General features: G+C 57.1%; 23 protein-coding genes and 1 pseudogene. 12 read left to right on the top strand and 12 right to left on the bottom strand.

Annotation, left to right across the window (positions count from 1 at the left end):
• Positions 1-319: 319 nt before the first annotated feature.
• The 4 genes from rpsF to rplI are packed head-to-tail and all read left to right on the top strand — an operon-like array spanning position 320 to position 1,758.
• Entirely contained in the window at positions 320-715 is a 396-nt protein-coding gene (gene rpsF, locus RRF55_RS13455) for a 30S ribosomal protein S6 (RefSeq protein WP_002885691.1), read from the top strand.
• 5 nt (positions 716-720) lie between these two features.
• Complete coding sequence (gene priB / locus RRF55_RS13460; protein WP_002885722.1) at positions 721-1,035, top strand: primosomal replication protein N; 315 nt, start codon at positions 721-723, stop codon at positions 1,033-1,035.
• A 4-nt stretch (positions 1,036-1,039) separates the two neighbouring features.
• The gene (gene rpsR / locus RRF55_RS13465) at positions 1,040-1,267 is read left to right on the top strand and encodes a 30S ribosomal protein S18 (protein ID WP_000135199.1); all 228 of its coding nucleotides are present in this window, start codon (positions 1,040-1,042) and stop codon (positions 1,265-1,267) included.
• A gap of 41 nt (positions 1,268-1,308) precedes the next feature.
• Entirely contained in the window at positions 1,309-1,758 is a 450-nt protein-coding gene (gene rplI, locus RRF55_RS13470) for a 50S ribosomal protein L9 (RefSeq protein WP_002886682.1), read from the top strand.
• Between the two features lie 108 nt (positions 1,759-1,866).
• On the opposite strand, the gene RRF55_RS13475 is transcribed toward rplI, so the two are convergent.
• Positions 1,867-2,541, bottom strand: a complete 675-nt coding sequence (locus tag RRF55_RS13475; protein ID WP_004177687.1) for a LysM-like peptidoglycan-binding domain-containing protein — start codon at positions 2,539-2,541, stop codon at positions 1,867-1,869.
• A gap of 218 nt (positions 2,542-2,759) precedes the next feature.
• Between RRF55_RS13475 and fklB the strand changes: the two genes are divergently transcribed.
• Together fklB and cycA are read left to right on the top strand one after the other, a co-directional pair.
• Complete coding sequence (fklB, locus tag RRF55_RS13480) at positions 2,760-3,380, top strand: FKBP-type peptidyl-prolyl cis-trans isomerase (protein WP_002886687.1); 621 nt, start codon at positions 2,760-2,762, stop codon at positions 3,378-3,380.
• 304 nt (positions 3,381-3,684) lie between these two features.
• Positions 3,685-5,088, top strand: a complete 1,404-nt coding sequence (cycA, locus tag RRF55_RS13485; RefSeq protein WP_002886688.1) for a D-serine/D-alanine/glycine transporter — start codon at positions 3,685-3,687, stop codon at positions 5,086-5,088.
• Positions 5,089-5,192: 104 nt separating this feature from the next.
• On the opposite strand, the gene ytfE is transcribed toward cycA, so the two are convergent.
• The 4 genes from ytfE to RRF55_RS13505 form a co-directional block, all read right to left on the bottom strand.
• Positions 5,193-5,855, bottom strand: coding sequence for an iron-sulfur cluster repair protein YtfE (ytfE, locus tag RRF55_RS13490; protein ID WP_004152016.1), 663 nt, complete (start codon positions 5,853-5,855; stop codon positions 5,193-5,195).
• A gap of 82 nt (positions 5,856-5,937) precedes the next feature.
• Positions 5,938-6,909, bottom strand: a complete 972-nt coding sequence (locus RRF55_RS13495; RefSeq protein ID WP_032439129.1) for a DMT family transporter — start codon at positions 6,907-6,909, stop codon at positions 5,938-5,940.
• A 75-nt stretch (positions 6,910-6,984) separates the two neighbouring features.
• On the bottom strand, positions 6,985-7,809 hold the full coding sequence (locus tag RRF55_RS13500) for an AraC family transcriptional regulator (RefSeq protein WP_002886699.1): 825 nt from the start codon (positions 7,807-7,809) through the stop codon (positions 6,985-6,987).
• Positions 7,810-7,886: 77 nt separating this feature from the next.
• Positions 7,887-8,735, bottom strand: a complete 849-nt coding sequence (locus RRF55_RS13505; protein ID WP_130974886.1) for an SDR family oxidoreductase — start codon at positions 8,733-8,735, stop codon at positions 7,887-7,889.
• 89 nt (positions 8,736-8,824) lie between these two features.
• On the opposite strand from RRF55_RS13505, the gene RRF55_RS13510 reads away from it, so the two are divergent.
• Positions 8,825-9,196 carry a winged helix-turn-helix transcriptional regulator gene (locus RRF55_RS13510; RefSeq protein WP_004152015.1) on the top strand — a complete coding sequence of 124 codons (372 nt, stop codon included), beginning with the start codon at positions 8,825-8,827 and terminating at the stop codon, positions 9,194-9,196.
• Between the two features lie 54 nt (positions 9,197-9,250).
• Here RRF55_RS13510 and cpdB read toward each other — a convergent pair whose 3' ends face one another.
• A complete protein-coding gene (gene cpdB / locus RRF55_RS13515) occupies positions 9,251-11,194 on the bottom strand; it encodes a 2',3'-cyclic-nucleotide 2'-phosphodiesterase (RefSeq protein ID WP_004177678.1) in 1,944 nt (647 codons plus the stop codon).
• 191 nt (positions 11,195-11,385) lie between these two features.
• On the opposite strand from cpdB, the gene cysQ reads away from it, so the two are divergent.
• Positions 11,386-12,129, top strand: coding sequence for a 3'(2'),5'-bisphosphate nucleotidase CysQ (gene cysQ / locus RRF55_RS13520; RefSeq protein ID WP_002886705.1), 744 nt, complete (start codon positions 11,386-11,388; stop codon positions 12,127-12,129).
• On the opposite strand, the gene RRF55_RS13525 is transcribed toward cysQ, so the two are convergent.
• Positions 12,119-12,676, bottom strand: a complete 558-nt coding sequence (locus RRF55_RS13525) for a YtfJ family protein (RefSeq protein WP_002886706.1) — start codon at positions 12,674-12,676, stop codon at positions 12,119-12,121. The genes cysQ and RRF55_RS13525 overlap by 11 nt on opposite strands.
• A gap of 323 nt (positions 12,677-12,999) precedes the next feature.
• On the opposite strand from RRF55_RS13525, the gene RRF55_RS13530 reads away from it, so the two are divergent.
• The gene (locus tag RRF55_RS13530; RefSeq protein WP_002886707.1) at positions 13,000-13,206 is read left to right on the top strand and encodes a DUF1107 domain-containing protein; all 207 of its coding nucleotides are present in this window, start codon (positions 13,000-13,002) and stop codon (positions 13,204-13,206) included.
• Between the two features lie 61 nt (positions 13,207-13,267).
• Here the strand turns inward: RRF55_RS13530 and RRF55_RS13535 are convergent.
• The 3 genes and pseudogenes from RRF55_RS13535 to msrA form a co-directional block, all read right to left on the bottom strand.
• Positions 13,268-13,399: pseudogene (locus tag RRF55_RS13535) on the bottom strand (helix-turn-helix domain-containing protein); the annotation flags it as partial.
• A 69-nt stretch (positions 13,400-13,468) separates the two neighbouring features.
• Positions 13,469-14,806 carry a hemolysin family protein gene (locus tag RRF55_RS13540; protein ID WP_002886718.1) on the bottom strand — a complete coding sequence of 446 codons (1,338 nt, stop codon included), beginning with the start codon at positions 14,804-14,806 and terminating at the stop codon, positions 13,469-13,471.
• Between the two features lie 180 nt (positions 14,807-14,986).
• Positions 14,987-15,625 (bottom strand): peptide-methionine (S)-S-oxide reductase MsrA, encoded by a 639-nt coding sequence (gene msrA, locus RRF55_RS13545; protein ID WP_002886721.1) that lies wholly within the window; start codon positions 15,623-15,625, stop codon positions 14,987-14,989.
• 208 nt (positions 15,626-15,833) lie between these two features.
• On the opposite strand from msrA, the gene tamA reads away from it, so the two are divergent.
• Genes tamA through RRF55_RS13560 form a run of 3 tightly spaced genes read left to right on the top strand, consistent with a single transcriptional unit; the run spans position 15,834 to position 21,687 of the window.
• The gene (gene tamA / locus RRF55_RS13550) at positions 15,834-17,567 is read left to right on the top strand and encodes an autotransporter assembly complex protein TamA (protein ID WP_002886722.1); all 1,734 of its coding nucleotides are present in this window, start codon (positions 15,834-15,836) and stop codon (positions 17,565-17,567) included.
• On the top strand, positions 17,564-21,340 hold the full coding sequence (gene tamB, locus RRF55_RS13555) for an autotransporter assembly complex protein TamB (RefSeq protein WP_048332308.1): 3,777 nt from the start codon (positions 17,564-17,566) through the stop codon (positions 21,338-21,340). Before tamA ends, tamB begins: the two co-directional genes overlap by 4 nt.
• A 2-nt stretch (positions 21,341-21,342) precedes the next feature.
• Positions 21,343-21,687 (top strand): gamma-glutamylcyclotransferase family protein, encoded by a 345-nt coding sequence (locus tag RRF55_RS13560; RefSeq protein ID WP_002886724.1) that lies wholly within the window; start codon positions 21,343-21,345, stop codon positions 21,685-21,687.
• A gap of 144 nt (positions 21,688-21,831) precedes the next feature.
• Here RRF55_RS13560 and RRF55_RS13565 read toward each other — a convergent pair whose 3' ends face one another.
• A complete protein-coding gene (locus RRF55_RS13565) occupies positions 21,832-23,019 on the bottom strand; it encodes a hypothetical protein (protein WP_439419136.1) in 1,188 nt (395 codons plus the stop codon).
• A gap of 74 nt (positions 23,020-23,093) precedes the next feature.
• The gene (gene ppa, locus RRF55_RS13570) at positions 23,094-23,624 is read right to left on the bottom strand and encodes an inorganic diphosphatase (RefSeq protein ID WP_002886766.1); all 531 of its coding nucleotides are present in this window, start codon (positions 23,622-23,624) and stop codon (positions 23,094-23,096) included.
• Between the last annotated feature and the right edge of the window lie 241 nt (positions 23,625-23,865).

The raw sequence follows: 23,865 nt of genomic DNA on the forward strand, positions 1-23,865 counted from the left end.
GTCCTGACGCTGACTCGGGGCTCTCCTGTGATCGTTGGGCTTTGATAGAAGTGTAATCGCTGCGCGTTCATCGCATGGCGACCTTTTCTGATGCAGTTGTTCAAAAAAATGCCGCTTCCTTTATTGGTTAATTTTAAATCACCCACTTAGCCCAGCTTGGCGCTTAGTGCGAATTATTTGTGCAAATGCGCTTGTGTTCCTGAGGGGCCGCCATTAGAATGACGCGTCAATTTTTCAGCCGCCCTTTAACACGTTCCTTGCCTCCATGGGCCGCGGCTGACCCAGACAGGAGGCTGAATAATCCGTAAGGAGCAATTCGATGCGTCATTACGAAATCGTTTTTATGGTCCATCCTGACCAGAGCGAACAGGTTCCGGGCATGATCGAACGTTACACTGGTGCAATTACTGCAGCAGCAGGTACGATCCACCGTCTGGAAGACTGGGGCCGCCGTCAGCTGGCTTATCCGATCAACAAACTGCACAAAGCTCACTACGTTCTGATGAACGTTGAAGCGCCGCAGGAAGCGATCGATGAGCTGGAAACTAACTTCCGCTTCAACGACGCCGTTATCCGCAGCATGGTAATGCGTACTAAGCACGCTGTTACCGAAGCATCTCCGATGGTTAAAGCGAAAGACGAGCGCCGTGAGCGTCGCGAAGATTTCGCCAACGAAACCGCAGATGATTCTGAAGCTGGGGATTCTGAAGAGTAATCCTGATGACCAACCGTCTGGAGCTGTCCGGCATTATTTGCAGGACTCCACTTCGTAAGGTCAGCCCGTCAGGAATTCCTCACTGCCAGTTCGTGCTTGAGCATCGTTCAGTGCAGGAGGAAGCCGGTTTTCACCGGCAGGCATGGTGTCAAATGCCCGTTATTATTAGCGGTCACGAAAACCAGGCCATTACTCACAGTATAACGGTCGGTAGCGCAGTAACCGTTCGAGGGTTCATCTCTTGCCATAAGGCAAAGAACGGCTTGAGCAAAATGGTTCTGCATGCCGAGCAGATTGAATTGATAGATTCTGGAGACTAGCCATATGGCACGTTATTTCCGTCGTCGCAAGTTCTGCCGTTTCACCGCGGAAGGCGTTCAAGAGATCGACTATAAAGATATCGCTACGCTGAAAAACTACATCACCGAAAGCGGTAAGATTGTCCCGAGCCGTATCACCGGTACCCGTGCAAAATACCAGCGTCAGCTGGCTCGCGCTATCAAACGCGCTCGCTACCTGTCCCTGCTGCCGTACACTGATCGTCATCAGTAATCGGTCACGGTCCATTAATACGACTTTGAGAGGATAAGGTAATGCAAGTTATTCTGCTTGATAAAGTAGCAAACCTGGGTAGCCTGGGTGATCAGGTTAACGTTAAAGCGGGCTACGCTCGTAACTTCCTGGTCCCGCAGGGTAAAGCTGTTCCTGCTACCAAGAAAAACGTTGAATTCTTCGAAGCACGTCGTGCTGAACTGGAAGCCAAACTGGCTGACGTTCTGGCAGCAGCTGAAGCTCGTGCTGAGCAGATCAACGCCCTGGAATCCGTAACCATCGCGTCTAAAGCTGGCGACGAAGGTAAACTGTTCGGTTCCATCGGTACTCGCGACATCGCTGACGCTGTTACTGCAGCAGGCGTTAAAGTTGCTAAGAGCGAAGTTCGCCTGCCGAACGGCGTTCTGCGTAACGTTGGCGAGCACGAAGTGAACTTCCAGGTTCACAGCGAAGTATTCGCTAAAGTTATCATCAACGTGGTTGCTGAGTAATCGGCCTCTGACGTTCTGGTAACAACAAACCGCCGGCCTTGTGCCGGCGTTTTGCTTTTTAGCGCCTTTCATTTTGCGGCGGCGTAACGCTTGCTGTCGTCTTCTCTGCTATCGCGCACGCACAAAGCTGCCGTTCGACTGGCGGGTAAACAGCACCTGCTGGCCGTTGCCGGTATCGATAGTGAGCCCGGTGACCACGCCGTTGGCGTTCTGCCGAATCTGCACCGTCTGTCCGCTCTGCAAAGTACTTAGCGGCTTGCCAGCGCCTTCAACCTGCGCCATGGCGTAGACGTCAGTGGCCGGCAGCCCATGATCGCGGAACAGCTGCGCCAGGGTTTTGCCTGACTCGATGCGATAGGTCCGCCATTGCTGCTCAATACCCGGCGCGGACTGCTGTGATGAGGATTGATAAGGCTGGGTGGCGGCGGGCTGCTGCGTCTGCGCTTGATCCGGCTGCTCATCCTGAATCGGCTCCGGGGCGACCGGCGCCATCTGATCGGCGTCGCTCACGGTAGGCGTATTAGTGATCGGCGGCAGCGGAACGGCCTGATTGCCGCCAGCTTGCGGCTGGGACTGCGACTGTAGATTCAGGTTCGCTTCACGGCTGGTGGACGCCGGGCTTTGGCTATCATCGGAGGGAAGCAGAATACCGATAATAACCAACAGGAAGCCAGCGATAATTCCCCGGCGGTGCATCGGAGGCAGCGGGTCCAGGAGGCGAAAATGATCCGGGGCGTGCCAGATTTTCGCCAGGGTAGATGTCAGTTCAAAGCGCCCGGGCATGGCTTTCCTCCTGCTCCGCATATTTATATCCTGCTCATGAGTATAGATGGCTAACGTCCTGATGACCGGAACAAAGTGAAGTTAACCTGCTGCCGCCTATTGTTTCTTTTTCGCTGAGATTTGTCATCATCCGCCGACAAAGTTTTACCCATTTCGCTATGGCTGTTATGCTTTCGCACGCTTTTATCTTGATGTTTATCACCCAAAAAGGAACAACGATGGCAACCCCAACTTTTGACACTATCGAAGCGCAGGCAAGTTACGGTATCGGCTTGCAGGTTGGACAACAGCTGAGCGAATCCGGCCTGCAGGGGCTGCTGCCGGAAGCGCTGGTGGCGGGTATCGCCGATGCGCTGGAAGGTAACCAGCCGCAGGTGCCGGTGGAAGCCGTTCACCGCGCGCTGCGTGAAATCCACGAGCGTGCTGACGCTGTGCGTCGCGAGCGTTTTCAGGCCATGGCCGCTGACGGCCAAAAATACCTTGATGAAAACCGCGAGAAAGAGGGTGTGAACAGCACCGAGTCTGGTCTGCAGTTCCGCGTACTGACCCAGGGCGAAGGCCCGATCCCGGCGCGTACTGACCGCGTTCGCGTGCACTACACTGGCAAACTGATCGACGGCACCGTCTTCGACAGCTCCGTTGCTCGCGGTGAACCGGCTGAATTCCCGGTGACCGGCGTGATCGGCGGCTGGATTGAAGCGCTGACTCTGATGCCGGTAGGTTCCAAATGGGAACTGACGATCCCGCACAACCTCGCCTACGGTGAGCGCGGCGCTGGCGCATCGATTCCTCCGTTCAGCACCCTGATCTTCGAAGTTGAACTGCTGGACATTATCTAAACAGCAGCGGCTTCCTCTTCCCCGCGGCAGGGGAAGCCATAAAAATAGCGTAAAATCCTTAAGTTAAAAATTAATTGGAATTATGTTTTGCATTCATCACGTATGGGTGTATTTTTGTGAGCTATTTCGCGTTAGATGAGTGATATAACACTCACTTTAAACATAAAATTAACATTATATCTAAATCATAGTATTCATCCCTCCGATTCTTACCTAATATCGACTAGCCCTTGCTGGGGTTAATGACAGACGACGGGCCATCAGAGCCTGAACAACACAGACAGGTACAACAGGAAGAAATCACATGGTAGATCAGGTTAAAGTCGCTGCTGTCGAGCAGGAGCCGACTGAACAATCGCTACGGCGAAATCTCACAAACCGACATATTCAGCTGATCGCGATTGGCGGAGCGATCGGCACCGGGTTATTTATGGGTTCTGGCAAAACCATCAGCCTTGCCGGACCATCCATTATCTTTGTTTATATGATTATCGGTTTTATGCTGTTTTTCGTGATGCGTGCCATGGGCGAATTACTGCTGTCGAACCTCGAATATAAATCCTTTAGCGACTTCGCGGCCGATCTGCTGGGGCCGTGGGCGGGCTACTTTACCGGCTGGACCTACTGGTTCTGCTGGGTAGTGACCGGGATGGCGGACGTTGTCGCCATCACCGCCTACGCGCAATTCTGGTTTCCCGGACTCTCCGACTGGGTCGCCTCGCTGGCGGTGATCCTGCTGCTGCTGGGCCTGAACCTGGCCACCGTCAAGATGTTTGGCGAAATGGAGTTCTGGTTCGCGATGATCAAAATTGTCGCCATCGTGGCGCTGATCGTCGTCGGCCTGGTAATGGTGATGATGCATTTCAAATCGCCGACCGGGGTCGAAGCCTCTTTCGCCCACCTGTGGAATGACGGCGGCTGGTTCCCGAAAGGGCTGAGCGGCTTCTTCGCCGGCTTCCAGATTGCGGTGTTTGCCTTCGTGGGGATTGAGCTGGTGGGTACCACCGCCGCCGAAACCAAAGACCCGGAAAAGTCCCTGCCGCGAGCGATTAACTCCATCCCGCTGCGTATCATTATGTTCTACGTCTTCGCGCTGATTGTGATTATGTCGGTGACGCCGTGGAGCTCCGTGGTGCCGAGCAAGAGCCCGTTCGTTGAGCTGTTCGTGCTGGTTGGTCTGCCGGCGGCGGCGAGCCTGATCAACTTCGTGGTGCTGACCTCCGCGGCCTCCTCGGCCAACAGCGGCGTGTTCTCTACCAGCCGTATGCTGTTCGGTCTGGCGCAGGATGGTCAGGCGCCGAAGATGTTCGCCAAGCTGTCGAAGCGTGCGGTGCCGGCGAAGGGCTTAACCTTCTCCTGCATGTGTCTGCTGGGCGGGGTGGTGATGCTGATGGTCAACCCGAGCGTGATTGCCGCCTTCACCATGATCACCACGGTGTCGGCGATCCTGTTTATGTTCGTCTGGACCATCATCCTTTGCTCTTACCTGGCGTATCGTAAAAACCGCCCTCAGCTGCATGAGAAGTCAAGCTACAAGATGCCGCTGGGTAAAGTCATGTGCTGGGTGTGCATGGCCTTCTTCGTCTTTGTACTGGTGCTGTTGACCCTGGAAGACGATACCCGTGAAGCGCTGATGGTCACCCCGCTGTGGTTTGTGCTGCTGGGCGCGGGCTGGCTGTTTGCCGGCAAAAAACGGCTGGCGAAATAAACGAAAATTTTAACGTTGCTTGCAACGGCCCGTCATAAAAAAGGCCACCCGGAGTGGCCAAATAAGACGGACAATGTCGAGGGCGCCCGCGGGCGCCTTTTTCTTTACTTTCCGCCGAGGGCGCGCGGGAACAGCACATTATTTTCCAGGCTGATGTGTTCCATCAGATCGTCGATCATCTCGTTGATACCGTTATACATCGCCTTCCAGGTGGTACAGGCTTCCGGCGGCGGCGTCACGTTGTGGGTGATGTGCTTAATGACTTCCAGCAGTTCACCCGCTTCATCATGCTCGCTTTCCATCACGCTGATCGGCCCCCCGGCCTGGGCGCCCATTCCCTGTTTGATCATCGGGAACAGGATCTGCTCCTCTTTCATCATGTGGCTGGAAAGCTCCTGATGCAGCATGGTCAGGTACTTAGTCAGTCCTTTCGGTACGTTCGGTTTATCGGCATGGACGCGTTCAACCTTGGTGGCCTGCAGGATCAGCTCCGGCAGCTGTTCACGGTGCCGGTCGTGATAGCGAACGATGATATGGTCGATAATCTCCGCGAGGGGCGCCGCGCGCCAGTCGCGGGAGAGAGGCTGTTCGGCCAGTTTCGCCAGCTCGGCTTCAATCACCGCGACATCCAGCGCTTTGCGCGACGCGGCGCGCGCCAGGGTCTGTTTGCCGCCGCAGCAGTAATCCATATCGTATTGACGGAACAGGGCGGAGGCGCGCGGGATGGTCAGCGCCAGCTCGCCTAAAGGTTGGTCACGGAAAGCCATAGCAGTTACCTCGTCATCAGGAATATAAGATGTATTTTAAATGCATCTTTTTGGCGAGGGAATACCCCTTAAGGAGGCGAGGCTACTTTTTTTCGTCCGCCAGCGGCTGCAGCATCGGTTTTTCCGGTCTGGCGCGTACGGCGGAGACCACGCCGAGCACCAGCAGCAGGATCCCGCTCAGGGTCAGCAGCGGCGGTAAACTTTGCCGCAGCAGGAAGGTATACAGCAGTCCGGCCAGGGTTTCGAAGACGATAAGCGGGCCGAGGATCACCGTCGGCAGCCGCTGGCTGGCAATATTCCAGCATAGCGCGCCGACCCATGAGCAGAGCACCGCGATGGCCAGCATCAGCATAATAAACACCGCCGGACGCGGGCCGAAGGGCAGGGGAAACCCGGCCTGCTGACCGTGCAGCCAGGCGCAGGCGGCGAGATAGCCGGCCAGCGAAACCGGAAGCGTCACCAGCGCCTGAGCGGTAGCCCATATCATTGGCGGTTGATGCGGGTTCTCCCGCAGCCAGCGGGCGTTGCGCAGGGCATACCAGGCCCAGCAGACCACCGATCCCAGCGCCAGCGCAATGCCGGAGCCGTAGCGCCACGGGCTAAAATTCGGCAGCCCCTGACGCAGCTCCGCGACGTTAACGCAGATCAGGCCCACAGCGATGCAGATCAGCGCCGGAAACAGGCGCCGCCACGGCAGCTTCCCGTCGCGCTGGCTGTAGAGCAGATTGGCGAACACCGGCAGTACCACCGGCAGCGTGCCGATAATCATGGTGGAAACCGGCGCCCCGGTGCGCTGAATGGCGCTGGCCAGGCAGACGTAATAGATAAGGTTCCCCATCATTGTCAGGCCCAGCGCGGTCCACCAGTCGTGCCGGCTCAACTGGCGCAGTCGCGCGCGCCCGAGCCACGCCAGCGGCAGGGCGATCAGGCCCAGCGCCAGATAGCGTCCCATCGACTGCAGCATCGCCGGATACTCTGGCACCAGCAAAGGCCCGACGAAAATTAAACCCCACATCAGCCCCGCCAGCAGGGCGTATAACACACCACTAATCATCATTGCATCCGTTGTCATTATCGTTGTCTGCAGTGTAGAAGGGGGTCGGGCAGGAATATTGTATGAGATTGCGCATTAGCGCCTGGCGACCTGCTTCTGATAGCGCACCGGCGTAATGCCGTAACGCTGGGTGAAGGCGCGGGTCAGGTGGGACTGGTCGGTGAGGCCGACGGCTATCGCCACTTCGGCGGCGGGCATGCCGTGGGTGAGGAACGCTTTGGCGCGCCACAGACGGATGGCCATCAGCATCTGATGGGGCGTTACGTGATAGTGGGCTTTAAACTGGCGCTGAAAGTGGTACGGGCTCAGCGCCGCCACCTGCGCCAGCTCGTCGAGGGTGATGGGACGCATATAGTTATCGTGCAGGTAGTCGCGCACGCGGTCAAAGCGATGCCCGGCCTCACCTTGCGCAGAGGCATGGTGGGCCAGAGGGCGGAAGGCGTCGATGAGGTCGAGCAGCAGTCCCTGCTGGGCCAGCGGATCGTCGCTATGCCACAGGCCATAAATCAGCTGGCCAATTTGTCGGGAACGCAGGGGATCCTCGCGGACCACCTCGCTGAACCACCAGTCTCGCACCCCGGTGATGGCTTCAAGACGGTCCGGCTCCAGATAAATCATCCGGTAGCGCCAGCCGTCGGCGGTTTCCGCTTCGCCGGTGTGCAGCTCGTCGGGATTCATGGTGACAATGGAGTTTGCGGCGGCAATATGCTGACTGCCGCGGTAGCGAAAGCGCTCCGCGCCTTGCTCAATCACGCCGATGCCGAAGGCTTCGTGGGTATGGGGTTCAAAGGCGTAGCGGGATATATGGGCGTGGTAAAGCTCCACCCCGGGCAGCTGTTCGAGATGGCGAAAGCGCGCGCGGTCTTTTTCATCACTAAATTGGAGTGGTACGCCCTGCATGCCTGCCTCCCGACGGTTATCCCTTCAATATGGGAGAGGAACCGCCGGGACGCAACCGCAAAAGCTGAGAGGGGCGGTTACAGAATGCCTTTCACGCTTTCAGCAAGGGAGGTGGTCGGGCGGCCGATCAGCGTACTCAGGGTGCGGCTGTCGTCAAACAGTCCGCCTTTCGACGCGCCGACATCGGAATCCGCCAGCATATCGGCAAGCCCGGCCGGCAGGCCGACGCTTTTCAGCGCGGCGGCGAAATCGGCTTCGCTGAGGTTCTGGTAGACCACGTTTTTCCCGTTTTGCTTGCTCAGCTCGGCAGCCAGGTCGCTCAGCGTCCAGGCGTTATCACCCGCCAGTTCGTAAATTTTGCCTTCATGACCCTCACTGGCGATAACGCGGGCGGCAGCGGCGGCATAATCCGCGCGGGTGGCGGAGGCGATTTTACCCTCGCCGGCGGCGCCGATAAACACGCCATGCTCCAGCGCCGGCGGCGCGCTGGCCAGATAGTTTTCGGTATACCAGCCGTTACGCAGCAGGGCGTAAGCGATACCAGAGTCGGCCAGCATCTGCTCGGTTTCGATATGCTCTGCGGCCAGACCCAGCGGCGAAGTGTCGGCATGCAGCAGGCTGGTATAGGCGATGAATTTTACCCCGGCGGCTTTGGCGGCGTTAATGACGTTGCGGTGCTGTACAGCACGCTGGCCGACTTCGCTGGAGGAGATTAACAGCAGTTTATCCACGCCCTGCAGCGCGGCGGTCAGCGCCGCTTCGTCGCTGTAGTCGGCCTGGCGGACAACCACGCCCTGCTGGCTGAGCGCCTGGGCTTTGGCCGGGTTGCGGGCAATCGCCACAATCTGGCTGGCAGGGACGGTGTTAAGCAGGTCTTGCAGAACGTAGTGGCCAAGCTGGCCGGTGGCACCGGTAAGAGCGATCATGGGTCTTCTCCTTCGTATTTATTGGCAGTTGTGGTAAGCTACCACCTTAACTAACTTTTAGTAAGTACGTACAAAAAGGTAAGTGTGAAATGGCCGAACCGACGCTGAGCGAGAAATTGCGCACCGGCAATTTGTTTGCGGAACAGTGCCCGTCGCGCGATGTGCTTAAACATGTCACCAGCCGCTGGGGCGTGTTGATTCTGGTGGCGCTGCGCGAGGGAACCCACCGTTTCAGCGATCTGCGCCGTAAGATGGGCGGGGTCAGCGAAAAGATGCTGGCGCAGTCGCTGCAGGCGCTGGAGCAGGATGGTTTTATCGACCGCGTCTCTTATCCGGTGGTGCCCCCGCACGTTGAATATAGCCTGACGCCGCTCGGCCTGCAGGTGAGCGAGAAGGTGGCCGCCCTGGCGGACTGGATCGAGGTTAATCTGCCCTCGGTGCTGGCTAACCACGGGGAGTGAAAATGTATCACTCCCTGTAGCCCCGGTAAGCGCAGCGCCGCCGGGGAACAGGCATTACTTGCTCAAATCCAGCTGATAAATGGCGAAGCCGATATCATCGGTGGCCACCTGGCGCATTGGATACTGCGCTTTCTCTTTGATAAACGCCGCGGCTTTGTCGCCAGGCGAGGTCTCAAAACGAATATCCAACGGCGTGTTGCTGTGGATCGGCGCCAGACGCCAGTTGTTATCCGCCGCCGGATGGATCGCGCCTTCCTTCTTCGATTGCGCGCCAATCCATGCCGCCAGCACCGAACGGTTTTCATCCGGTGAGGCGAAGGCGATATGGCTCTCACCGGTGCCGGCGAATTTGCCGCCGTAAGCGCGATAGTTATTGGTCGCGACCAGGAAAGTAGCCTGCGGATCAACCGGTTTTCCATTGAAGGTCAGGTGCTTAATACGCTCTGCCTGCGGATGGATCATCTGACATTCGCCGTCGTAGCGGGCCGGCTGAGTGACGTCGATCTGGTAGTTCACCCCGTCAATGACGTCGAAGTTGTAGGTGCGGAAGCCGTCCCAGTTGATCAGCGACTGCGGCTTGCTGCTGGCGGGATCGATCTGGTTAAACTGTCCGGCAGAGCATTCCAGCCACTCCTTAACCTCTTTCCCGCTGACCTTCATCACCACCAGGGTGTTGGGGTAGAGATAGAGGTCGGCGGCATTGCGGAAGGTGAGCTGGCCTTTCTCCACTTCGACAAAGCTCGCCGGATCGTTTTTACGCCCGCCGACTTTAAACGGCGCGGCGGCGGAGAGCACCGGCAGCTTCGCCAGATCCGGGTCGCCCTGAATATAGTGTTCGACGTAGGCTTTCTGCGCCATGTTGACCACCTGCACCGTCGGGTCGTCCTGCACCAGCGCCAGATAGCTGTACATGTTGTCGGCGGACTTGCCGATCGGCTTGCTGACGAATTCGCGAGTGGCGTCATGATCGGCTTTCAGCACCGCCACCAGCTTGCCATCTTCGGCCGCCAGTGATTTCTTCGCCACCGCGTCATAGATTGGCCGCGCTTCCGCTTTACTCTGAGTTACCTGCCATTTACCGCTGTCGTTATTTAGCACCAGATCGACCACCCCGAGATGATCGCCCCACATTCCCGGCATCACCGCCGGTACGCCGTTCAGCGTCCCTTTGGCGATATCCGCGCCTTTGATGTTGGCGAAGTCTTTACCCGGGAACACCGCGTGGGCATGGCCGAACATAATGGCGTCCACGCCGGGCACCTGGCTTAAGTAGTAAACCGAATTCTCGGCCATCGCCTGATACGGGTCGGCGGAGAGGCCGGAGTGAGCGACCACTACCACCACATCAGCCCCTTTCGCCCGCATCTCCGGGATATATTTGCGCGCGGTTTCGGTAATGTCATTGACCGTCACCTTGCCGTTAAGATTGGCTTTATCCCAGGTCATGATCTGCGGCGGCACAAAGCCGATATAGCCGATGCGCAGGGTGTGGATTTGACCGTCGCTGTCCACGACCCGGGTATCCTGGATCAGGTACGGCGTAAACATCGGTTTGCCGGTTTTGGCATCGATGATATTGGCGTTCACGTAGGGGAACTTCGCCCCGGCCAGCGCCTTGTGCAGGAAGTCGAGACCGTAATTGAACTCATGGTTGCCCAGGTTGCCGACGGCGTAATTCAGGGTGTTCATCGCCTTATATACCGGATGTACATCGCCCTCTTTGAGCCCTTTTGCCGCCATATAGTCGCCTAACGGGCTCCCCTGGATCACATCCCCGTTATCCACCAGCACGCTGTTTTTAACTTCTGCTCGCGCCTGTTCGATCAGGGTGGCGGTACGCACCAGGCCGAATTTCTCCGTGGCGGCATCTTTGTAATAGTCGAAGTCCATCATATTGCTGTGCAGATCGGTGGTTTCCATGATCCGCAGGTCGACCGTCGCGGCGTTGACGCTGGCGGCGATCAGCGTGGCCAGGAGCGTTGCGCTAAACTTAATCATCAGAGGCGTCCTTTTTTATGAGCGATAGCACAGAAGAAAATGTATTTATATTCTGTTGCTTACAGAAATGTGAATCTTGCCAGAAAAGCGGGCAGAGAAACCGCCATCGTTATCACAGATAGCGGAACTCGCGGTGATGCGATATAAATAAAACAACGAGTTAACGCCACTGTAACCAGACGAGGTGGAGAATGTTAGAACAAGTATGTCAGCTTGCACGGAATGCGGGCGATGCCATCATGGAAGTCTACGATGGAAACCAGCCGATCAACGTCGCCAGCAAGAAAGATGATTCTCCGGTCACGGCGGCGGATATCGCAGCGCATAAAGTCATTGTCAGCGGCCTGCAGGCGCTGGATCCGGATACCCCGATCCTCTCCGAAGAGGACCCGCCGTCCTGGGAAGTGCGCCAGCACTGGCAGCGCTACTGGTTGGTCGACCCGCTGGACGGCACCAAAGAGTTTATTAAGCGTAACGGCGAATTCACCGTCAATATCGCGCTGATTGAAAACGGCAAGCCGACGCTGGGCGTTGTCTATGCGCCGGTGATGAAGGTGATGTACAGCGCGCAAAATGGCAAAGCCTGGAAAGAAGAGTGCGGCGTACGCAAGCAGATCCAGGTCCGCGATGCCCGTCCGCCGCTGGTGGTGATTAGCCGCTCCCACAGCAACGATCCGGAGCTGCAGGAGTACCTTGAGCAACTGGGCGAACACCAGACCACCTCAATCGGTTCGTCGCTGAAATTCTGCCTGGTGGCGGAAGGTCAGGCCCAGCTCTATCCGCGCTTCGGGCCGACCAGCACCTGGGACACTGCCGCCGGCCATGCGGTCGCGGTGGCCGCCGGGGCGCATGTTCACGACTGGCAGGGGAAAACCCTCGACTACACGCCGCGTGAATCCTTCCTTAACCCCGGCTTCCGGGTCTCTATTTATTAAGCAATTTATGCAGCAGGTCGATCACCTGCTGCACCTCTTGTTGGGTGAGGGCGCCGTCTTTAGCCCACTGCACACGCCCGTTCTTATCCAGTACCACGATCGCTGAGCTCTTCTCGTCCAGCTGCCAGGCCTTCCGCACCAGGCCGTTGCTGTCGACGATAAATTGCGACCATGGGAAGAGCTTTTTATTACTTTCAATGCTGTTGCGTACAAACATCCCGGTGCCCGGGATGGCGTCGTCAGTGTTTACAATGGTGGTGGTCTGATAGCGATCGTGCGGGAAGCCCGCCGCTTTAATCGCCTCGATCAGGTTGGCATTCTTCTCTTTTGCTGACGAGCGTCCGGCGATGTGCTGGACCACGCGCACTTTTCCCGCCAGCTGGGCGCTATTCCAGTTTTTATAGCTAAACTTATCCTTATCCAGAATAAGCTCTCCCCGATCCGCGACGCCAACGGGCGCCACGCGCTGGCCGTCGACGAAGTTATGCGCTGTGGCCAGCAGCGGGAGAAGCAGTAACGAGGCGGCCAGTATGCTACGTAGGGTCATGCGCAATCCTTAATCATTTTTATGCAGGTGATCCGACCACTTGGTCTCGTTTAATCATAAGTGCGATTGACGGTGATTACCCGCAATGAGGATGCCAGTTTGCGTGTTGACGCACAAATTAGTCGTAAAACGGCGACTTATACTTACTTCATCGTATGTCTGAAACGAAAATTCTGAATTATTGTCATCAAAGGGTAAATAAACTTATACATACTGGGTCCCTCTGAGATTCTGGACTATAGTTTTAGGGCATTAAAATTTGCGCTCCCAAGACGTGGGCTAACTGTGGCACCACAAGAGCGTAACCCTGGCAGGAGAGAAGAATGAAAATTTTCCAACGCTACAATCCGCTGCAAGTGGCGAAGTACGTGAAGATCCTGTTTCGTGGACGGTTGTACATCAAGGACGTTGGCGCATTTGAATTTGATAAGGGCAAAATCCTTATCCCGAAGGTCAAGGACAAGCTGCATCTGTCAGTGATGTCCGAAGTCAATCGTCAGGTGTTGCGTCTGCAAACTGAGATGGCATAACCTGGCACGTAGCAGTACGTAGTAGGTAAAAGACGGCTCCCGATGGGAGCCGTTGATGTTTTTAGCCCTTCATTTCCGCATAGCGTTTGCGATATTCGCCCGGTGGGATGCCGTTATGTTTACGAAACAAGCGGGTGAAATAGACCGGATCGCTGTAGCCCACCGATAAAGCAATTTTGTTAAGTGGGAGTGTGGGATAACCATTTGGGCCATAAAAAAGGGCGGATGGTCATCCGCCCTTAGGAGAGAGAAAAGATTACGCTCAGGCGTTCTGGCTTTCCGCCGTTTCCGCCTGCTTCGGCACCAGCACCGTTGGCTTGTTATCGATGCGGGTCACCAGCAGCTGGTCGATACGGTAGTTATCGATATCCACGACCTCAAACTTATAGCCGGAGAACTTCACCGCGTCGGTGCGTTTGGGGATTTTACGCAGCATAAACATCATAAAGCCGCCGATGGTCTCGTAATTCCCGGACTGCGGGAACTCGTCGATATCCAGCACGCGCATCACGTCATCAATCGGCGTACCGCCATCGATCAGCCACGAGTTTTCATCGCGGGCGACAATCTGCTCTTCCAGCCCCTGGCCGACGAGGTCGCCCATCAGGGTGGTCATTACGTCGTTGAGAGTGATGATCCCGACCACCAGCGCGTATTCATTCATGATCACCGCGAAGTCTTCCCCGGCGGTTTTGAAGCTTTCCAGCGCTTCCGACAGGGTCAGGGTGTCCGGCACGATCAACGTGTTGCGGATCTGTACGCCGCCGGTCAGCACCAGGCTCTGGTTCGCCAGCACGCGGTTCAGCAGATCTTTTGAATCGACGTAACCGATAATGTGGTCGATATCTTCATTACAGACGAGGAACTTCGAGTGCGGATGTTCGGCCACTTTATTCTTCAGGCTCTGCTCGTCTTCGTGCAAATCAAACCAAATGACGCTTTCACGCGGGGTCATGGAGGAAGGAACGGTGCGGGACTCCAGCTCGAACACGTTCTCAATTAGCTCATGCTCCTGCTTGCGCAGCACCCCGGCCAGCGCGCCGGCCTCGACCACGGCATAGATATCATCGGAAGTGATATCGTCTTTCCGCACCATCGGCAGTTTGAAGATGCGGAAGATCATGTTGGCCATGCCGTTAAACAACCACACCAGCGGGCGGAAGACTAACAGGCAGAAGCGCATCGGGTTGATGATGCGCAGGGCCACAGTTTCGGGCGCAATCATACCGATGCGTTTCGGAGTCAGGTCAGCAAACAGGATGAACAAGCTGGTGACCAGGGTAAAAGAGATGATGAAGCTCAGCTGCTCGGAGAGCTCCGGTGACAAATACCCGCTGAGCAGGCTATGAAACGCCGGTGAGAAAGCCGCGTCGCCCACAATACCGCCAAGAATGGCGACGGCGTTGAGGCCAATCTGCACGACGGTAAAGAAGGTGCCCGGGTTCTCCTGCATCTTCAGCACCCGCTGTGCGTTGACGTTGCCTTCATCGGCCAGCAGTTTCAGTTTGATTTTACGTGAGGCGGCCAGTGAAATTTCCGATATCGAAAAAAACGCACTGACGGCTATCAGACAGAGTATTACTAAAATACTGTTTAACATATCTTTTCTGACCGTTGAGGCCAGATCCTCGGAAGGGAAGTTGATAACTCAAATGTGGAATACATAAAAAACCGGTCCGAAGGCGCTGGACCGGCTGTCACACTGGCTAGTATAGCGTAAGGGAATGTAAAGCCGCCAGAGCGTTCATTGACCGCCTCGCTGTTGAGGCGGAAATCAGAATTACGCCTGAGGCGGCAGGCAGACGCCAATGCCGCCGATGCCGCAATAGCCGTGCGGGTTTTTATACAGATACTGCTGGTGATCGTCCTCGGCATAGTAGAACGGTTTGGCGGTGGCGATCTCGGTGGTGATGTGACGGGTATCGTGCGCGTCGTTCATCGCCGCCTGGAAGCGCGCGAGGCTGGCCTTTGCCGCCTCCGTCTGTTCCGGGGTCAGCGGGTAAATCGCCGAGCGGTACTGGGTGCCGTGGTCGTTACCCTGCCGCATACCCTGCGCCGGGTCGTGATTTTCCCAGAACACCTGCAATAACTGCTCATAGCTAATCACCTGCGGATCATAAACCACGCGTACCGCTTCCGCGTGACCGGTCTGGCCGCTGCATACTTCGCGATAGGTCGGATTGGGCGTATAGCCGCCAGTGTAACCTGCGGCGGTGCTGTAAACCCCCGGCAATTGCCAGAACAGGCGCTCAACTCCCCAGAAGCAGCCCATGGCGAACAGCGCCACTTCCATCCCCGCCGGGACGTTGGTCATCGAGTGGCCGTTAACTGCGTGGAGCGTCGCCACTGGCATGGGGGTATTGCGTCCAGGCAGCGCATCCGCCTGGGCGACAAGATGCGTTTTATCAAATAGACTCACGGTTGGCCTCTCAATACAGAAATCGTCGTTAAGGTTGTAACGAAGCGTGTCTTTTAACACAATAAATACGCGTAATACGTCTAGATTAATACATAAGAATTATTTGGGTTATTGCCACTTTTTCAACCCTATGTTGTTAGGGTTTTGTTAAGCCGTGGAGCGGCGCCAGTGTTTCCTGTAGAGGAAACAGGGATATTCAGGAGAAAATGTGCTAAAAATCCGCCAGTTATGTGTCACCAGCCTTTTGCTGGTCAGCGGGGTCGCCAGCGCAGCGAATGTGCGTTTGCAGGTTGAGGGATTATCCGGGGAGCTGGAGAAAAACGTTCGCGCCCAGCTTTCCACCATCCAGAGCGATGAAGTCACGCCGGATCGTCGCTTTCGCGCGCGCGTCGATGACGCCATTCGCGAAGGTCTGAAAGCGCTGGGTTATTACGAGCCGACGATTGAATTTGATTTGCGTCCGCCGCCGAAAAGGGGACGTCAGGTGCTGATCGCCAAAGTGACCCCGGGAGAACCGGTGCGCATTGGCGGAACCGAGGTGATTCTGCGCGGCGGCGCCCGCACCGATAGCGACTACCTGGCGCTGCTGAAAACGCGCCCGGCCATCGGGACGGTGCTCAACCACGGCGATTATGACGGCTTCAAGAGCTCGCTGACCCGCGTCGCCCTGCGCAAAGGCTACTTTGACAGCGAGTTTCTTAAGAGCCAGCTCGGGGTCTCCCTCGACCGTCATCAGGCGTTCTGGGATATCGATTACGACAGCGGCGAACGCTATCGCTTTGGCCACGTCACTTTCTCTGGCTCGCAAATCCGCGATGAATACCTGCAAAACCTCGTGCCGTTTAAAGAGGGCGACTACTACACCTCGCAGGATCTGGCCGAGCTAAACCGCCGCCTGGCGGCGACCGGCTGGTTCAGTTCGGTGGTGGTGGCGCCTGATTTTGCTAAGTCGCGGAAAACCAAGGTGCTGCCTCTGCAGGGCGTTGTCTCGCCTCGCAAAGAGAACACCGTGGAAACCGGGGTCGGCTATTCCACAGACGTCGGTCCGCGGGTGAAAGCCACGTGGAAAAAACCATGGGTCAACTCGTATGGCCACAGCCTGACCTCCAGCGTCAGCCTCTCCGCCCCGGAGCAACAGTTCGACTTTACCTATAAAGTCCCACTGCTGAAGAGCCCCCTCGAACAGTATTATCTGATGCAGGGCGGTTTTAAGCGTACCGACCTCAATGATACCCAGGCCGACTCTACCACCCTGGGGGTCTCGCGTTTCTGGGAGATGTCGAGCGGCTGGCAGCGAGCGATTAACCTGCGCTGGAGCCTGGATCACTTTACCCAGGCGAACGTCACCAACACCACCATGCTGATTTATCCTGGGGTCTCGGTGAACCGCACTCGCTCCCGCGGCGGCCTGATGCCTACCTGGGGCGATTCCCAGCGCTACTCGGTGGACTATTCCAACACCATGTGGGGCTCGGACATCAACTTCATCGTGATGCAGGCCCAGGACGTCTGGATCCGTACCCTCTATGACCGCCACCGCTTTGTGGTGCGCGGCAACCTTGGCTGGATCGAAGCGGACAACTTTGACAAGGTGCCGCCGGATCTGCGCTTTTTCGCCGGGGGCGACCGCAGTATTCGCGGCTATAAATACAAATCTATCTCGCCGAAGGACGATGACGGCAAGCTGATCGGGGCCTCGAAGCTGGCGACCGGCTCGCTGGAGTATCAGTACAACGTCAGTGGTAAATGGTGGGGCGCCGTGTTTGTCGATAGCGGCGAAGCGGTCAGCGATATTCGCGAGAGCGATTTCAAAACCGGCGCCGGGGTAGGCGTGCGCTGGCAGTCGCCGGTGGGGCCGATCAAGCTGGATATCGCCCGGCCGATCGGCGACAAAGAAGAGCATGGTTTACAGTTTTACATCGGTCTGGGGCCTGAATTATGAGTTTATGGAAGAAGATAAGCCTCGGCGTCTTAATCGTGTTGGTGCTCCTGCTGGGCACCGTCGGGTTCCTGGTGGGGACCACCACCGGCTTGCATCTGGTGTTCAAAGCGGCGGATCGCTGGGTACCGGGGCTGGAAATCGGCAAAGTGACCGGTGGCTGGCGTGATTTAACCCTCGATAATGTTCGCTACGAACAGCCCGGCGTGGCGGTGACCGCCGGTCAGTTTCACCTCAGCGTCAGGTTGCGCTGCCTGTGGGACAGCAGCCTGTGCGTAAACGACATCGCGCTGCGCGATATTTACGTCGCCGTCGATACCAAGAAGATGCCGCCCTCAGCGCCGGTCGAGGAAGAGGACAGCGGGCCGCTGAATCTCTCCACTCCTTATCCGATCACCCTCAGCCGCGTCGCGCTGCATAACGTCAACGTCAAAATCGATGATACCGCGGTCTCCGTGCGCGACTTTTCCACCGGCCTGAACTGGCAGGAGAAAAATCTGACCCTGACGCCGACCTCGCTGCAGGGGCTGCTGATCGCCCTGCCTAAGGTGGCGAAAGTGGCGCAGGAGCAGGTGGTTGAGCCGAAAATTGACAACCCGCAGCCGCAGGAAAAACCGCTCGGCGAGACGATGACCGACCTCTTCTCGCAGCCGGTGCTGCCGGCAATGACCGATGTCCATCTGCCGCTGAACCTCAATATTCAGGCGTTCCGCGGCGAGCAGCTGCGCCTGACCGGCGATACCGATATCACCGTGTATAACCTGCTGCTGAAAGTCAGCAGTATCGACGGCCAGATGAAGCTCGACGCCCTTGATATCGACTCCGATCAGGGCAAGGTCAGCGCCTCGGGCAGCGCGCAGCTGCAGGATAACTGGCCGGTGGACATTACCCTCGCCGGAACCCTGAACGTCGACCCGATGAAAGGGGAGAAGGTGCAGCTGAAGGTGGGCGGCGAAGTGCGTAAAACGCTCAAAGTCGGAGTGGACTTAAGCGGGCCGGTCGCGGCCACGCTGCGCGCGGATGCGCAGCTGGCGGAGGCCGGGCTGCCGCTCAATATGGAGCTGAAGAGTAAGCAGCTCGCCTGGCCGTTCAGCGGCGAGAAGCAGTTCCAGGCCGACGATGTCCAGTTGAAGTTCAGCGGCAAAATGACCGACTATGCGCTGGCCTTCTCCACCGCGGTGAAAGGTCAATCGCTGCCGCCGGCGAAAATCGCCCTCAACGCCAAAGGCAATGAACGGCAGATCAATCTCGACAAGCTGACGGTCAACGCCCTGGAAGGGAAAACCGAGCTGAAGGCGCTGCTCGACTGGCAGCAGGCGATCAGCTGGCGCGGCGAGCTGACCCTCGACGGCATCAACACCGCCAAAGAGGTGCCGGACTGGCCGTCAAAGCTTAACGGCCGGATCAAGACCCAGGGCAGCCTGTACGGCGGCAGCTGGCAGATGTCGGTGCCGGAGCTGAAAATTACCGGCAACGTGAAGCAGAACAAAGTGGATGTGGCGGGCTCGCTGCAGGGTAACAGCTATCTGCAGTGGAAAATCCCGGGACTGCATCTGGCGTTGGGCCCGAACAGCGCTGATATCAAAGGCGAGCTGGGGGTGAAGGATCTTAATCTCGACGCCACCATCGATGCGCCGCACCTGGATAATGCGCTGCCGGGGCTCGGCGGGACGGCGAAGGGCTTGGTAAAAGTGCGCGGCACTGTCGATGCGCCGCAGCTGCTGGCCGATATCACCGCCCGGGCGCTGCGCTGGCAGGAGCTGACCATCGCCCAGGTCAACGTCAAAGGGGATGTGAAATCCACCGATCAGATTGGCGGTAACCTGGACGTGCGGGTGGATCGCATCAGCCAGCCGGGGGTCAATATCAGCCAGGTGCAGCTCAATGCCAAAGGTACAGAGAAACAGCATGAGCTGCGGCTGCGCGTGCAGGGCGATCCGGTTTCCGGCCAGCTGACGCTGGCAGGCAGCTTCGAACGTCAGGCCGAACGCTGGAAGGGCTCGCTGAGCGATACCCGCTTCCAGACGCCGGTGGGGCCGGTAGCGCTGACGCGCAGCATTGCGCTGGACTATCGCAATCTGGAGCAGAAAATCAGCATCGGGCCACACTGCTGGACCAACCCGAACGCCGAGCTCTGCGTGCCTGAAACCATTGACGCGGGCGCCAGCGGACGGGCGCGGGTGAATCTCAACCGCTTCGATCTGGCGATGCTCAAGCCGTTTATGCCGGAGGCGACCCAGGCCAGCGGCGTGTTTACTGGTAATGCCGATGTGAGCTGGGACACCACCAAAGAGGGACTGCCGCAGGGCAAAGTGACCCTCAGCGGGCGCAACGTCAAGGTGACCCAGGTCGTCAACGACGCGCCGTTGCCGGTGGCGTTCGATACGCTGAACCTCAGCGCCGACCTGCACAACAATCGCGCCGAGCTGGGCTGGCTTATCCGCCTGACCAACAATGGTCAACTGGATGGGCAAGTGCAGGTTACCGACCCGCAGGGGCGGCGTAATCTCGGCGGCAATGTCAATATCAGCAATTTCTCGCTGGCGATGATCAACCCGATTTTCGCTCGTGGTGAAAAGGCAGAGGGAAGGCTCAACGCCCGTCTGCGTCTGGGCGGTAATGTGAAAAGTCCGCAGCTGTTCGGCCAGATGCAGCTGAGCGGGGTGGATATCGACGGCAACTTTATGCCGTTTGATATGCAGCCGAGCCAGCTGGCGATGAACTTCAACGGCACGCGCTCGACCCTGCAGGGGACGGTGAACACCCGCCAGGGGCAAATCGCCCTCAGCGGTAACGCCGACTGGACGCAGATCGATAACTGGCGGGCGCAAATTGCGGCGAAAGGCAGCCGGGTGCGGATCACGGTGCCGCCGATGGTGCGTCTCGATGTATCGCCGGATGTGGTGTTTACCGCCACGCCAAGCCTGTTCAATCTCGACGGCAAAGTGGATGTGCCCTGGGCGCGGATCGTGGTCAACGAGGTGCCGGAGAGCGCGGTCGGCGTCTCCTCTGATGAAGTGATGCTGGATAAAAACCTCAAACCGATTAAGCAGCAGAGCGCCAGCATCCCGATCAACAGCAACCTGACCATTCACGTCGGCAACAACGTTCGTCTGGAAGCCTTCGGCCTGAAAGCGCGTCTGACCGGTGATTTGAAAGTGGCGCAGGACAAGCAGGGGCTGGGCCTCAACGGGCAGATTAATATTCCGGACGGCCGTTTCCACGCCTATGGTCAGGACTTGATTGTCCGCAAAGGGGAGCTGCTGTTCTCCGGTCCGCCGGATCAGCCGTTGCTGAATATCGAAGCGATTCGTAACCCGGATGCCACCGAAGACGATGTGATCGCCGGCGTTCGCGTCACCGGCTCCGCCGATCAGCCGAAAGCGGAGATCTTCTCTGATCCGGTTATGTCCCAGCAGGAAGCGCTGTCTTATCTGCTGCGCGGCCAGGGTTTGAGTAGTGGTCAGAGCGATAGCGCCGCGATGACCTCAATGCTTATTGGTATGGGGGTTGCACAAAGTGGTCAGGTTGTGGGTAAAATCGGCGAGACGTTTGGCGTAAGCAACTTGGCGTTGGACACCGAAGGGGTAGGCGATTCTTCCCAGGTGGTGGTCAGCGGCTATGTACTGCCGGGTCTGCAGGTAAAATACGGGGTCGGTATCTTCGATTCCCTGGCGACGCTGACTTTACGTTATCGCCTGATGCCTAAGCTATATGTGGAAGCGGTGTCTGGCATCGACCAGGCGCTCGATTTGCTCTATCAGTTTGAGTTTTAGCAATGCGAATATTTGTTTACGGCAGTTTACGACGCAAACAAGGCAACAGCCACTGGATGACCAACGCCCAGTGGCTGGGCGCTCATAGTGTCGACGATTATCAGCTGTACAGCCTGGGCCACTATCCAGGCGCGGTGCCCGGCGAAGGCACAGTACATGGTGAAGTTTATCGTATTGATGCATCGACGCTGGCCGAACTGGATGCGCTGCGCACCAAGGGGGGCGAGTATGCGCGCCACCTGATTCAGACGCCTTACGGCAGCGCATGGATGTATGTCTATCAACGTTCCGTTGAGGGTTGTACGTTGATAGCGAACGGCAACTGGTTGGATCGCGACCAGTATTAACCACGACAGCGCCACCTTCGGGTGGCGTTGTTTTTTCCTGCTCCATGCCTTACCAGAGTGGCAGACGATCCTTCGCCAGCCACATCGCGGAAGCCAGCGTCGTCAGCGCGAGGAATAATAATCGTCGTGTTGGGGTGCTGAACATTACATGATCTCCTCGAGCGCGGTATGGCGGGCCGCTCCCTGCAGGTAGTGCTGCATCGCCGAGCGCATCTTCATCCAGTCAGCCACCCGGTGTGACAATAACCAGGCCGTCGGGCCAATCAGCTCCAGTACCGCCAGGATCCCGCCGAAACTGAGTAATAATAGGGACAGCATGTCCAGTGAATCCTGAATTAACCACCCAAATCCCCTGGCTGGTTTGTATGGGTTATTTAGCGACATGCCGAGTATGAGGAGGTACATCACCAGCACCATGCCATAAAACAGGTTATAGACTAGCGACATTTGCCGGTCACCGGGATAACAGGGATGATTTTTCAGAAAAGCGCACCCGTCGCTGACGTTGTATAACGCCTGGACGTCGTTATCTTTCCGTTGGTAGACGACGACTATCCGATCGCCGATAGCGAGAAAGGGCGGTTGACGGCGGTAAAAAAAGGGATGCAGGCCGAAGTTGGCGAAGCCGTTCTGCCAGAAGAAGGCCAGCGGCGCCGTGTCGCATTGTATCCCAACGCCATGGTATTCCCGCGTTGGGTTCCCCGCGAACCATTTCTTAAAAATGATATTGCTAATTTTTCCCGTCCGGACGGCATAGCGTTCCGGCAGGGCTTGCGTAAAAGGCTTCGCCGACTGGCGGAGGGTTTGCGCCGTAGTCGGTAGCGGCTGGCAAAAGGAAAAGTCGCGGCGGCGGGCCTGCGCCATCTTCGCCAACAGATCGCGCATGGCGGGGTGCATTTTTAGCGCCCGGTGGAACAGTAGCTCGCAGAGGCCGGTTAACAACGCGATGAAGGCCAGTATCGCGATAATGCCGAAGCCGAACCTTCCCCATTCTGAGGTGCTCATCATGAGCGGGATAAGAGCGACGATGAGCGTCAGCAGGCTGATAATCAGCAGCGGCCGGGCCCAGCGCTTTACCCGTTGACTGGGCTCAAGGAGCGTTTCGCCATCGCTGAGCCAGTGGATCCAGTAACTGCCGTTGTCCAGGCGGCGGACGCCAAGGTGCAGAGGCTGATTGATCGTCAGGTGGTCAAAAAGCGAGGGGTCGTTAAAATAGCGTTTATCGGTATAAAAGACATGGTCGCCGGCGATAAGACGCAGATACCCCTGTTTTTCACAGGCGGCGGCCGTGAAGCCAGAAAAGTTAAGGGTGAAATAGCGAACGCTTTTCACGGGACACCCTCCATGGTGTTATCGCGGCTATCCGTGCCGCAATCAGGCAGGGGATGACCCTGCCTGAGACAGAATTACTTCTGCTTAGCGCGCTCGAAAGAGGCAACGATTTCGGCTTTCGCCGCTTCCGCGTTGTCCCAACCGTCGACTTTAACCCACTTGCCTTTTTCCAGATCTTTGTAGTGCTCAAAGAAATGAGTGATCTGGGCTTTCAGCAGTTCCGGCAGATCGTTCACATCGTTGATGTGATCGTATTCTTTGCTCAGCTTGGTGTGCGGTACGGCAACCAGTTTCGCATCTTCACCAGATTCGTCGGTCATCTTCAGAACGCCAACCGGACGGCAGCGGATCACGGAGCCCGGCTGCAGCGGGTACGGAGTCGGGACCAGCACGTCAACCGGGTCGCCGTCCAGGGACAGGGTGTGGTTGATGTAGCCGTAGTTGCACGGATAGAACATTGCCGTGGACATGAAACGGTCAACGAACAGTGCACCGCTCTCTTTGTCGACTTCGTATTTGATAGGATCTGCGTTCGCCGGGATTTCGATCACGACGTAGATGTCTTCCGGCAGATCTTTGCCCGCAGGTACGTTGAGTAAGCTCATGTCTGTTTCCTTTAAAATGTATGGCAAACAAGTGCTCGGTATTATAGCCAACTCACATCGAAAGTCTTCGCTTCTTTTTCCCGATATCGCCGCAGAGTGCTCCGAATTTTTCGCGTAATAATGACATGAAAATCCATAAACATAGCCACATCATGAATAAATTTATGTAACCGTTTTCATTGCATGTGATTGATTTATCATACTGCTTAAAAAAACGTCATAAACCGCAACAGCCGCGCTC

The sequence above is a fragment of the Klebsiella sp. K47 genome (genome assembly GCF_051858335.1).
Taxonomy (GTDB): Bacteria; Pseudomonadota; Gammaproteobacteria; order Enterobacterales; family Enterobacteriaceae; genus Klebsiella; species Klebsiella pneumoniae.